This window comes from Photorhabdus kleinii, assembly GCF_025384885.1.
GTDB classification, from domain to species: domain Bacteria; phylum Pseudomonadota; class Gammaproteobacteria; order Enterobacterales; family Enterobacteriaceae; genus Photorhabdus; species Photorhabdus kayaii.
In genome coordinates, this window is the sequence record NZ_JAJAFY010000016.1 from 1 (window position 1) to 12979 (window position 12979).

Consider the following 12979-nt stretch of genomic DNA (forward strand, 5'->3'; position numbering starts at 1 on the left):
CCCGTTAAACCATCCCCCACATGGGTCATCATATTGGCTTTACCAAACATGGCCGCCAGCGTTGTGCCATTACCGACTTTGGTCATCACGTTCAGTTCGCCGGCAAACAAACCGATACTGGCGCCATCACCCACATGCGAATAGATATTGGCTTTCCCTATCATTAAAGCGGCGGTCAGGTCATTACCGACTTTGGTCAGCACATTGGCCCCGCCAATCAGGGCTGCAAAGGTATTGCCATCCCCGATATGGGTAAAGATATTGGCTTTGCCAATCACCGCCGCCAGGGTCATGCCATTACCCACTTTCGTGGCGATATTGCCCTTTGCCAGCATCAGCGCAACACTGGTGCCATCCCCGATATGAGTGAACACATTGCCTGCGGCTACCATCAAGGCCAGCGCATTACCGTCACCCACTTTGGTAAAGACGTTCACTGCGCCGCCCATTAATGCCCATGCATCTCCTTTGCCGACATGGGTAAACAGGTTGCCCGCGCCAATCATGGCCGCAATTGATGTCCCCTCCCCAACTTTGGTGAAGATGTTCCCTGCCGCAGCCATCACGCCCAGTGTCAAACCGTCACCAACATGAGTCAACACGTTGCCAACGCCAAACAGGATGCCGGTCGTGTCACCCTTTCCGACTTTGGTCAAGATATTCGCGCCACCCAGCATCACGCCCGTGGTATTGCCGTCACCGATATGCGCAAGGACGTTCGCACCACCGCCCATGACCGCCAGCGCATTGCCTTTCCCTTTTTTGGTGAGAATATTGGCGCCGCCCAACGCAATGGCGGTGGTGTTGGCGGTTTCAGTCTCATCACTGAGATGGGTGATAATATTGGCGCCACCGAACATACCGGTAACCAGATCTCCCGCACCGAGCTTAGTTAGTACGTTAGCGCCACCTAAAAGTACAGAAGAGATATCCCCTGCTCCGGCCTGAGTGATGACGTTAAAACCGCCCGCTCCAGACCAGTTCCCATTGCCATTACCTATTTGGGTATGAGTGTTGTACCCGCCCAACATCAACACCCGGCTGTTACCGTTGCCTTTGTGGATCGAGATATTGCCATAAGCCAGAAGATGTGCCAGATATCGCCCATCCCCGACCCGCACAAGAACATTTACCGCACCACCAGCGTAAACATCCATTTTTCCGCTCTGGCCTTGGTGAACCAGAACATTGGCTAAACCCGCACCATGAAATGTCAGGTCGCCCTTTTCACCACTTTTCACAATGACGTTGGCTGCACCCGCACCATCAAAATTCGTATCACCGAATTTTGAACCATGCAAAATGACGTTTGCCACCCCTGCGCCTTTAAAATTAACATTTCCCCGAGTAACATTAGATTTAATAATGTTTCCACCACCCGCACCGTTAAAATTCACGTAACCACTGCTTGTGGATGACTCAACAAGGTCTTGCTGACTATATTCTTCGCTATGTACTAATCGATGAGAAGCATGGTGCACTGTATTGGCACTATATTGAAGCTGGCTTAACGTGTAGCCGGCACCAATGGAGGTATATCCATTATCATAGGAAAACTCTTCATTGGCTAAATTACCCATATGATCGCCTGTTTTGTACCATGCTGTTGCTTTGTATTTCAGTTGCCCTGTATCAGGATCATTGGTCAACTGAACTTCAACCACTTTGGTATATGGCTCCATCACTTTAGCATACACATAAGTATTGGATCGACGATTTGACTTGACTGCGGAAACATCAATTTTGCTACCATCAGAGGAGATCGCATACCCTCCCATTTTGGCATCACCTAGCGAGATATCCTCTGCTTTAACCACCATGCCACCCGCATAGGTTACCCACTGATCTATCAACAGGTTGTCCTCAATAGCACGAATCGCGACGGGTTGATGATGCTCAAAAACCAAACTGGAGAGGCGGTAAGCGCCATTAGCATTTACCGCAACAAATCCATTGCCTGACGAAATGTCTTTCGCAGCAAGATTTTCAAGGTGATTGCCCGCTTTATACCAAGAAGTGGCATGATAACTGAGTCTACCCGTGGTGGGATTATTTTGAAGCTGGACTTTGCTGATTTTAGTGTACATTTCATCAGCAAATGCAAAAAGATAGGTATCCGGTTCGATAGTTGATTTAATACCTATGACCTGTTGAGACTCCTGGATCCAGCTTCCTCCCATCGTTGCCGTCGTCAATACGATTTCTTCGGCTTTAGCAAATTCCAGTGTCTTACCATAGAAATTGCTATTCATGCCTATTCTGGTGATTTCATTGTAAGCACCAGCACCGGAGAAATTAATATTGCCATGCGCGACATCAGAATAGAGTTTGTTATAACCACCCGCACCTTCAAAAGTAATATCACCACGCGTCTGTTCATACCCATCTTTATTTTGGCGTACACGCTCAATTCGATTCGATACCCCCGCACCTCGTAAGATAATATTACCTTCTTTACCTTTACGTATGATGTGATTATCAGCACCTGCTCCATTGAATGTAACGTTACCGCTTTCTACTCGTGAATTGATACTATTTGCAGCGCCTGCGCCATTAAAAGTGACATTTCCCTGTGAATCTTGATAACGGTTAAACCAAGTATGGTCAATGTCATTGTATGCCCCTGCACCGGCAAAATCTAAATTTCCCCGGTTAGTTTCATGCCATAACTTATTGTATCCACCGGCCCCTTTAAAATTTGTATCACCAGACAAACCTTTACGAACCAGTTTATTATAGCCGGCAGCACCTGAATAATTTAAATTTCCCGTTTCACCTGTGTGATTAATAAAAGCCACACCGGCTGCACCCGCAAACGACAGACCACCATCTCCCGTTTTACTAATGCCGGTGTAACCTGAAGCTCCTTTTACCGAAAGGTCGCCATCTGTATGGTATACATCGACTTTAAATGAACCAACAGTAACATCATCATTTCCGCCATAAGCATAAACTTCACCCCCAACACCAATAGCAGTAATACTATTACCATCATTATCGTCGTAGTATTTTCCAGTAAAGAAATACTCTGTACTTCTATTTGATGATTTCCCCATCAAAAATCCCTTTAAGTCATACAAAAATTAAATAAAAATTAAACAAAAAACCACTGCACCTGACGAATACAATGGTTGTTTTGGACATCAAGTTTCCCGCGGACAGTACAAGCTTTCTGACCTTTCCACGGCAAAAAGACACGGCGACGCAAATCCCTGGCAACTTCACGCCCGTGACCAAAAGGAGCAATCATTTCGGGAAAAAATATATGTGGGCCTGAACGCCAATCCGTGTGGGTAAGCTCTCTTTCTCCCGAAAGAATCTCATCTCGATTCTGCTCAGATAAAAAAGCCCAATTACAAAAGGCAATTGGGCGCCCGTGTTCATCTTCGTAATAGCAAAACTGATTCAGCTCAAATGCAGGCAAGATACGCTGTTGCCACTCGGACACTAGGTATCTCCGATGCAGAGGAGAATGCTGACTCAGCAGCATTACTCCTCCAATCATTGCTTGAATTTCTGCGTTATTCAGTTTCACTGGTTGATGTATAATCGCCATCCGCTAATCAACCATGAGATCTTATTTTGTATTTTTAGATAGGCGTTTTTTAGCGTTAGCAGGCTCTTCCGCTATAGATTCCGATACAATTTGCTCTTCAGACACTTGTGGAGCAGGTAAAAACCCTGCTGCAACCAATTTGTCAAATTCAGCCGCCATTCGTGGATCTTCCAACATATTTTTAACCATCGAAACCATATACATAAATCCCGATGCTGGCATATGGATAACTTGCTTTAATTCAAGTTCATTATCATTTTCTGCCATTATCCCATTCGCCATACGATTAGGTTCTTGACCAACGAAATAAAGAGAAAAAATCCCTTTATTATAATTAACACTAGAGATGGTTTGTACGAATTTTTCAGACATATTTTTATTTACCAAAAATAAACAACTTATTAATGAAGTTATACAATGTATACAACAAAGAATACATTTGATTCACGGGTATCTTGAATTTTTATATCTATAAATACATTAAGAGTAAAAAAACCAATGAAATAATATAGAGAAAAAACTCAAAATCAACATTTACACACAAAAAGTCCTTTTACCCCACATATATAGTCCCATTTACCCACATCGATAATAACAATAAATATAAGATAATAAGTAACACTTAAATGCTACACAAAATTAATATAACCATTTGTTTTAATTCTTATTTTGTGAATTTTAAAGATATTTTTTCATGAATAAAATTGAGAGATTAACCATAGCATCATTAAAATTAATATTGATGATATATAATAGAAAAGAAAACATCACTGACATTGATAACTTAAAAAAACCTAATTGTTATTATTCATCTATAAGTAATATAGAGGAAAAATTTAATTTATCGATTTCAAGTAAAAATTCCGTAAGCAAAAAGCACCATAATATACTTCTACCCGCAATCTTGTTTGATAATAATGGCCTACCCTTTGTTTTAGCCAAATCGAATAAAGAGAGCTCACTAATACAGAGGGTTGATAAAGAAAATCCTGAAATATGGTCCGAAGAAAGGCTGATAAAAGAGTGGAATGGAAAATGGATTAAAATAAAACAGAAACAAGCTAAATTTAACATCCGTTGGTTTATTCCAGAATTTCTGGCACAAAAGAAAAATCTATGTGAGATACTGTTATTTTCCTTTGTATTACAAATTCTTGCGTTAATTTCTCCCTTAGTTATTCAAGTGGTAATGGATAAGGTCTTAATCCATCAAGCGCTATCAACACTTGATGTATTAGTCTTTGGCTTAATCATCGCCGGCATCATCGAGGTGATTTTGCGTGGATTACGAGAATACCAATACGCTCACACCGCAAACCGCATTGATATCAAACTGGGATTAAAACTAGTCCGGCATCTGTTCGGGCTACCTTTACTCTTTTTTAAATCCCGCCAAGTGGGAGCTATTGTTACTCGGGTGCGTGAACTGGATACCGTTAGAGAGTTCCTGACCGGCTCAATGTTCACCTTATCTGTCGATGTTCTATTTATGTTTATTTTCATCTACGTGATGAGCCTGTTATCCGGCCTACTAACTTGGGTTTTTCTCGCAACCTTCCCTTGTTATGCCATTTTGGCATGGTGGGTGACGCCTCGTATGGAAAAAGCGGTTGAACAACAATTCACCCATGCAGCAATAAATACCTCTTTTCTGACTGAAACGGTTTCTGGTGCTGAAACCCTGAAAAGTCTGGCGGTAGAGCCTAAATTCGTTCGCCGTTGGGATAGCCAGACTGAGAAGATGGTCGATACTAGTTATGCAGTACAGCAACTGGGTAATCGTTCAAACCATATTGTTATGCTACTGCAAAAAGTTACCATTGTGGCAATTCTCTGGTTAGGTGCATCAGAGGTTTTATCACTGCAAATGACCATCGGTCAGTTGATCGCCTTCAATATGATGGTAAATCACACGGCCCAACCATTAGCCAGATTAGTGGAACTATGGGGACAATTTATCAGAACGCGGGTGGCCGTCGATAAGTTAGGAGATATGTTAAACCTGCCAACCGAGCAACAATCCGGCCAGCAGCAAATCACACTGCAAGGAGCAGTCTCATTTAACCATGTTGTTTTTCGCTATCAACCTGATATTCCACCAACGATTAAAGGATTGACTCTCGATATCAGAGCCGGAGAAACCATTGGTATTATCGGTGCCTCTGGTTCCGGAAAAAGTACATTGGCTCGTTTATTACTCCGCCTTTATACCCCAGAAATAGGCGCAATTACCTTAGATGGAATCCCATTACAAAATATAAATATTGAAACACTCAGACAGCAAGTCGGTGTGGTTCTACAAGAAAATTTCTTATTTAACAAAACGGTATATGAAAATATTGCCCAGTCAAAACCTGACGCCAACCTGGAAGCCGTGATTAAAGCCGCTAAGCTGGCAGGTGCTCATGAATTTATTCTCAAGCTGCCGATGGGATATGACACAACTATCGCAGAAGGCGGACAATCTTTATCCGGCGGTCAACGTCAGCGGCTGGCGATTGCCCGAACTCTCCTGACTAACCCCAAAATTCTCATTCTTGATGAAGCAACCAGTGCGCTTGATGATGAATCACAATCACTCATTCAATCCAATATGGCAGAAATTGCCCAAGGCAGAACGGTTATCACAATCGCACACCGCCTTTCAACTGTACGTCATTGTGATCGCATCATTGTTCTTAAACAGGGGGAAATTCTCGAACAAGGCTCTCATGAACAGCTACTTAACCACGGTAGACAATACCGGAAGCTCTGGCAGTTACAACAAGAATTAAAACAGGAGATGCCTTGTCATGATTAAAGCTTTTAAGAATAAAATTAAAACCTGGTTGCGCCCTTGCCCGCGGCATTATGACTTTTTACCGACACATTTAGCGTTGTCACAACGACCACCGTCGCCTTTTGCCCGCTACACTGCAATAACGCTCAGTATCGGTATTATCATAGCCTTACTCTGGGCCTATCTGGGTAAGTTGGATGTTCAGGCAACCGCAACCGGTCGCCTGATTGTCTCTGGCCGTTCTCAGATAATTCAGGCATACGAACAGAGCCGAGTGACCGCTATCCATGTTCAGAATGGGCAGCGGGTAAAGAAAGACGCCCCACTTCTGACACTCAATACACTCGGTGTTAACCAGGATATCACCCGGTTATTAAAGCAGATCGAATATCAAGCCCACGAAAAAATTCGTTATCAGGCTTTGACAGAAGAGCAGGAACCGACAGAACAGGAACTGTTTCAGGCTTTGCCGGCATCTCAACAAACACAAGTTGCTGACAACTATTCCCGGGAGAAAAGAGAATACGAAGCTGTTGTAACAAATCTGAAAGCAGAGATGAACGTCAATCTCTCTTCTCAACAATCACGAAAAAGCGATATCAATGCGCTCACTAAGCTCCGGCAAAATATCAGCCAGCGTTTAAAAGCACGTCAAACCTTAAGTCAAAAACAAGTGATCAGTAAAGTTGAATATCTTGAACAGGAAAAAGAGTTTCTGGAAACAGAACGCCTGATTGCCCAACAAAATGCGGAGCTTCATGTTCTGCAATCGCAATATATTAGCCTGGAAGAACGCTTAAACAGCCTGAAAACACAAAAAGAACGCGAATGGTTTGATAAAAGAAAACAGGCCGAAGTTCAATTGGTCGTTTTAGAGCAAGAGCTGGCAAAAGCTCAGATACGGGAACAACTTGAAGTCATTCGCTCCCCCGTCACAGGAACAGTTCAACAACTCAGCGTCCATACATTAGGCGCGGTACTGCAACCGGCACAAAACTTAATGGTGATCGTCCCTGATGACAACGTGCAGTTGGCGGAAGTGCAAATTTTAAACAAAGACGCCGGATTTGTTTATCCAGGCCAACTAGTCACCGTTAAGGTAGATGCTTTCCCTTATACACGTTATGGCACGATTGACGGCGAACTGCTGAGTATATCCAGAGATTCAACCACCGATGAACGGTTAGGATTGGTCTTTCCCGCTCAAGTGAGCCTTAAAAGTAATAGCATTGCCATAGACGATACCCAGGTTGAAATTACCCCAGGTATGTCAATCGTCGCTGAAATCAAAACCGACCAACGCCGCGTTATCGATTATCTCTTGAGTCCTATCAGAGAGTATCAATCTGAAGCATTAAGGGAGAAATAATCGTGGACCTATTACCTTCTTCTGCCACTGATTCCAGTAACTACACTCATAATCAGGCGCTAAATTGTATCGTCTATGTGGGGAAACAATTTCATAAGTCAGCTACTGTTGATCAACTTCAGCACAGACTGGGTTTTGATTCTTTATATCTGAATGAGTTACAACTACGCGAAGCCGCAGACGCTATTGGGCTACACAGTAAAATTGAGCAATTAACTGTCAATACTGGGCCAACATTACCCTTACCGGCCTTGATTGAACTGGAACAGCAATGGTGGGTACTGATTGAAGTCAGTAACACCCATATTATTGTTCTCGATCCGGCTACTGAACAAACGAGGTCACTCTCTTTATTTGCTGATAATAAAGAAAATACCTATAAGATCCTGCTAATCGCCGATCAGGAATTAACTAAAAAACATGTCAAATTCGGCCTGAACTGGTTTTATCCCTCCATTTTCCGGCAGAAAAGTCAGATAAGAGATCTGTTTTTGTTTGCCATAGTTCTCCAGTTATTTGCACTGGTCAGTCCGATCTTGTTTGAAAACATCATCGATAAGGTATTAGTAGGACGAAGTTTATCTAGCCTGCATGTATTAGGTATGGCTATGCTCGCTATCGCCCTTGCCGAACCCTTGTATAGCTTTATGCGCAACACCGTGTTTGGGCACATGGCAAGCCAGATAAATTCTGAGCTCTCCGGGCGACTGTATCGTCATCTGGCAGGATTGCCGCTGCAATATTTTAAGCAACGGCAAACAGGGCAGATCATTGCCAGAGTCAGAGAGATGTCTCAAATCCGCCAGTTTCTGACAGGTTCTACCCTGATGCTGTTGCTGGATTTAATTTTCGTCATCATGTTTATTGGCATCATGTTTTATTACGCCTGGATACTAACCTGGATTGTTATTGGCTCACTTTTTGTTTACTTCGTATTCTGGGTAGTCGCCGGGCCGGTTATTCGCCGCAAAGTAGAAGCAGAATATGAAACCGATGCAAATGCAACAAGCTTTCTGACTGAAGCCGTCACTGGGATTGAAACCATCAAAACCACCGCGACTGAAAACCGTTTCTTGCATCAGTGGCAACGTATTCTCAGCCAGCAGTTGACTAAAAGCTTCGCGGCACAGAAAAGCGGTTTAATCGCAGGACAGGGAATCGATTTTGTCCAGAAATTTACCGCCGCGATCCTCCTATGGTGGGGGGTGACAGAAGTCTTACGCGGTGAACTGACTCCGGGGCAACTTATTGCCTTCAATATGCTGGCCGGACACGTCACGCAACCGATCCTCCGGCTCGCACAGGTTTGGCAAGATTTTCAGCATACGTTAATCGCCTTGAAACGTGTGGGGGATATTCTTGATGAGCCAATGGAAAACAGTAAACAGGGATTGGCTTCTGTACCTGAGCTGGAAGGCCAAATTGAATTCAAAAATATTCGCTTCCGCTACCATGACGACACACCAGAAGTTCTGGCGAACCTGTCGTTATTGATAAAATCGGGTCAATTTATTGGTATAACTGGACCGTCCGGTTCAGGTAAAAGTACTCTCACCCGTTTGCTACAAAGGTTGTACGTACCTCAACATGGACAAGTTTTGATTGATGGCATGGATTTGGCTATTGCTGATCCCGTCTCTTTACGCCGTAATATGAGTGTTGTGCTCCAGGAAAGTATCCTGTTTTCTGGCAGTATCACCGATAACATTCGGCTGTGTAAGCCCAACGCAACAGATGCAGAAGTCTATCGTGCCGCTGAGTTAGCCGGGGCCATTGAATTTATTCAATCCTTTCCCCACGGTTTTGCGCATCCAGTTGGGGAAAAAGGAGTAAATCTTTCAGGTGGTCAAAGACAGAGAATCGCATTAGCAAGAGCGCTCCTGGTCAACCCAACTATTCTGATCCTTGATGAAGCCACCTCAGCATTGGACTATGAATCCGAAGCGGCAATCATGGCAAATATGGACGAAATATGCCGTAACAGAACAGTGATCAGTATTGCTCATAGGCTCAATACAATTCGCCACGCGGATAAAATCTGTGTGTTAGATCAGGGGCAAATTATCGAATTTGACTCGCATGACCAATTGCTCCAGCAAGATGGCTTATACGCGCATCTGTGGCATCAACAAGTTGGCGAAAATTAAATGACAATTCAGCCAACTCTTAACAAAGACGGAATAAGTTTTGGCTGAAATTATTTTTTATTTTACTTGTTTGTTCAAAAAAAATAATTCAATGTAATTAACTTATTTAAATTGTTACAATAAGTTATTAAGATGTTAGACAATGAAATATCTTGATACATCTTAATTTTTAAGTTGGAGAATTCTTATGGACAGGAATCCAGTTTCTTTAAGCGTGTTAGTATTTTCAGGAGGATCTCTGACTTCTATTACTGGCCCAATAGAAATTTTAACCACTGCTGCTCGTTTAGCCGGAGCGCCGGAGCCAGAAATCAATATTGTCACACAGGATAATCAGGATGCTGTCGGGATGGGGGGTATTCGGCTAAAACCCAATAAACTCATAGGAGAAATAAAACAAACAGATATTGTCCTGGTGGGTTCAATTGGGGCCCCTTATTACGATTTCGATTTTTGTACTCAAGAAACCTTAGATTGGCTCCAAATGATGGAAGAAAAAAATGTTCCTATCGTCTCCGTTTGTACAGGTTCTTTTGTATTGGCTAAAGCTAATTTACTCAATAACCGCAAAGCCACCACACACTGGCTATTTACCAAATTATTCAAGGACATGTTTCCGCAAGTACAATTACATTCAGAAATAAAAGTCACCAGCGATAACAATATTTTTTGTACTTCTGGCACCTATGAATACAACGATGTCATGATGCATATTATTGAACAGATATATGGTCAAAATACTAGGGAAACCTGTAGTCAGCTCATATTTGGTAATATGGAAGGTCTCCCCTCTCATACTCTCGCAAGTTTTGTACCCTATCGCCAACATTCAGATACATTAATCCACAAACTACAAGACTGGATGCATTCTGCCCCATCAGACAGATTATCAGTTGGCAATTTGGCCGATAAAATTCATCTGTGTGAAAGACAGATGAAGCGGCGCTTTAAGACTGCAACCGGCCAGACACCTATTCAATATATCCAACAGATTCGACTATCTCTGGCGAAATGCCGGTTAGAAAAATCGAATAAGACCATAGAAGAAATCAGCCATGAAGTTGGCTATGAAGATACTCGCTATTTCAGAGAGTTATTCAAGAAACTTAATGGGTTAACACCAATAGAGTACCGTAGAAAATACCAACACCGCTAAAACGGAAACTCAACCACAATCCTTTACAGATAAGCAATGACGCCGCTTTTATCTTTGTCAGGCAGTAGCGATACACTAGAAGCTGGGGTATCATGGCGTGCTATATTTTATGGTATACGCCCTTTACTAATTGAATTTATGGCAAAAGAACAAATGGATCGCACCACTCTGGATTTGTTCGCAAATGAACGCAGACCGGGGCGCCCAAAAACCAACCCACTTTCCAGGGATGAACAACTCAGAGTCAACAAGCGTAACCAACTTCGCCGTGATAAGGTGCGCGGTCTGCGTCGTGTGGAGCTGAAAATAAATGCTGATGCAGTAGATGCGCTTAACTTTCTTGCACAGCAACGCAACATCAGCCGCAGTGAACTCATCGAGCAAATTTTGCTGGCCCAGTTAGCAGAAAGTAACATCACGACTTGATAGCATTGAAGGCACGAAATCACACAAATTTGACAGAATTGTCCTGACTGTTTAGTCAGAATAGGATTTTGTTTTTTTATTAATACAATCAGAGCCTTTTCTACTGATTTTTAACATTTTATACGTATATCTCATACAGAAATACACAAATAAAACAAGAGGTTATATTATCCTATGGCAATTATAGGTATATTTTTTGGCAGCGATACCGGCAACACAGAAAATATTGCCAAAAAGATCCAAAAAATTCTGGGTTCCGACATTGCAGAAGTTCATGATATTGCCAAGAGCAGCAAAGAAGATATCGAACAGTTCGATATTCTGCTGCTCGGCATCCCTACCTGGTACTACGGTGAAGCACAGTGTGACTGGGATGATTTCTTTCCTACTCTGGAAGAGATCGATTTTGAAGGGAAGTTGGTCGCCCTTTTTGGTTGTGGTGATCAAGAAGATTACGCGGAATATTTCTGCGATGCTATGGGAACTATCCGTGACATTATTGAACCCCGCGGCGCCATTATTGTTGGTCATTGGTCAACCGAGGGCTATCACTTCGAAGAATCAAAAGGTCTGGCTGATGATAGCCATTTTATTGGGCTTGCTATTGATGAAGACCGCCAACCAGAATTAACAGAAGAGCGTGTTAATGCCTGGACTAAACAGATCTACGAAGAGCTGAGTTTGTCAGAAATTCTTGCAGGATAGCGGCCTATCCCAGTAAGCGTAATTGGTGCAGGCCATTTCTTATCAATAGTGAACCCACGGTAGGTGAGAAGTGACTCGCTTCACTCGCACCTGTGGGATCGCATTCAAAGGCTATTACTTTTGTCAGAACACTGCTTAAATCCGCTTTTCACTACGAAGAATGGCAAAAAACAGCCTAAGTATGATAAATAGTAAGGTTATTCCTGCGTTTTATAAACGATTATTCTGGCAAAATGTATAATGAAAGTTAAGGTTAACGTGGTTTTCATTTTCATTAGCCATGCCTATAATCATAATCTGATAACTAACTGGTACTTTTTGAAGTATCACTAAGTTCACTTTACTGAGTAACAGGACTGAATCCGCATGACCGACAACAATAAGGCATTAAAAGATGCTGGACTTAAAGTTACACTTCCTCGTCTGAAAATATTGGAAGTGTTACAGGAGCCTGAATACCACCATGTCAGTGCGGAAGATCTCTACAAAAAACTGATTGATAACGGTGAAGAGATTGGACTTGCTACTGTCTACCGCGTGTTGAATCAGTTTGATGATGCCGGTATTGTCACCCGTCATAACTTTGAGGGTGGCAAATCGGTTTTTGAACTCACTCAACAACAACACCACGACCATTTAATCTGCCTGGACTGTGGTAAAGTCATTGAATTCAGTGACAAATATATCGAAAGACGCCAGAAGAACATTGCTGAGCGTTATGGGATTAAGCTTTCAAACCACAGTCTTTATTTATATGGTCACTGCTCTGCCGGTAATTGCCGCGAAGATAGTAGTGCACATGATGAGAAATAATTCACGCCTGAACCGCTAATTTTTTATC

The 12979-nt window shown here is 42.7% G+C and carries 10 protein-coding genes; 7 read left to right on the forward strand and 3 right to left on the reverse strand.

The features are described from left to right. From rtxA to rtxH, 3 genes are all read right to left on the reverse strand, one after another. A partial coding sequence (rtxA, locus tag LG003_RS10030; protein WP_262980657.1) for an MARTX multifunctional-autoprocessing repeats-in-toxin holotoxin RtxA occupies positions 1-3056 on the reverse strand: 3056 nt, incomplete at its 3' end. A gap of 38 nt (positions 3057-3094) precedes the next feature. Then, positions 3095-3556, reverse strand: coding sequence for an RTX toxin-activating lysine-acyltransferase RtxC (rtxC, locus tag LG003_RS10035; protein WP_112878106.1), 462 nt, complete (start codon positions 3554-3556; stop codon positions 3095-3097). Positions 3557-3577: 21 nt separating this feature from the next. After that, a complete protein-coding gene (gene rtxH / locus LG003_RS10040) occupies positions 3578-3928 on the reverse strand; it encodes a protein RtxH (RefSeq protein WP_112878105.1) in 351 nt (116 codons plus the stop codon). A 322-nt stretch (positions 3929-4250) separates the two neighbouring features. Between rtxH and LG003_RS10045 the strand changes: the two genes are divergently transcribed. The 7 genes from LG003_RS10045 to fur all read left to right on the forward strand — a co-directional run bounded on the left by LG003_RS10045 (position 4251) and on the right by fur (position 12951). After that, positions 4251-6356 (forward strand): peptidase domain-containing ABC transporter, encoded by a 2106-nt coding sequence (locus LG003_RS10045; RefSeq protein ID WP_112878104.1) that lies wholly within the window; start codon positions 4251-4253, stop codon positions 6354-6356. After that, complete coding sequence (locus tag LG003_RS10050; RefSeq protein WP_112878103.1) at positions 6349-7704, forward strand: HlyD family type I secretion periplasmic adaptor subunit; 1356 nt, start codon at positions 6349-6351, stop codon at positions 7702-7704. The genes LG003_RS10045 and LG003_RS10050 overlap by 8 nt, the downstream gene beginning before the upstream one ends. 2 nt (positions 7705-7706) lie before the next feature. Continuing rightward, positions 7707-9851, forward strand: a complete 2145-nt coding sequence (locus LG003_RS10055; protein WP_262980658.1) for a type I secretion system permease/ATPase — start codon at positions 7707-7709, stop codon at positions 9849-9851. Positions 9852-10038: 187 nt separating this feature from the next. Continuing rightward, the gene (locus tag LG003_RS10060; RefSeq protein WP_112878101.1) at positions 10039-11007 is read left to right on the forward strand and encodes a GlxA family transcriptional regulator; all 969 of its coding nucleotides are present in this window, start codon (positions 10039-10041) and stop codon (positions 11005-11007) included. A gap of 138 nt (positions 11008-11145) precedes the next feature. Beyond that, a complete protein-coding gene (gene ybfE / locus LG003_RS10065) occupies positions 11146-11433 on the forward strand; it encodes a LexA regulated protein (RefSeq protein ID WP_049583800.1) in 288 nt (95 codons plus the stop codon). A 174-nt stretch (positions 11434-11607) separates the two neighbouring features. Next, positions 11608-12138: a flavodoxin FldA gene (fldA, locus tag LG003_RS10070; RefSeq protein WP_112878100.1), complete on the forward strand. Its 531-nt coding sequence runs from the start codon at positions 11608-11610 to the stop codon at positions 12136-12138. Positions 12139-12504: 366 nt separating this feature from the next. Beyond that, positions 12505-12951 carry a ferric iron uptake transcriptional regulator gene (gene fur / locus LG003_RS10075; protein ID WP_112878099.1) on the forward strand — a complete coding sequence of 149 codons (447 nt, stop codon included), beginning with the start codon at positions 12505-12507 and terminating at the stop codon, positions 12949-12951. Positions 12952-12979: the final 28 nt, after the last annotated feature.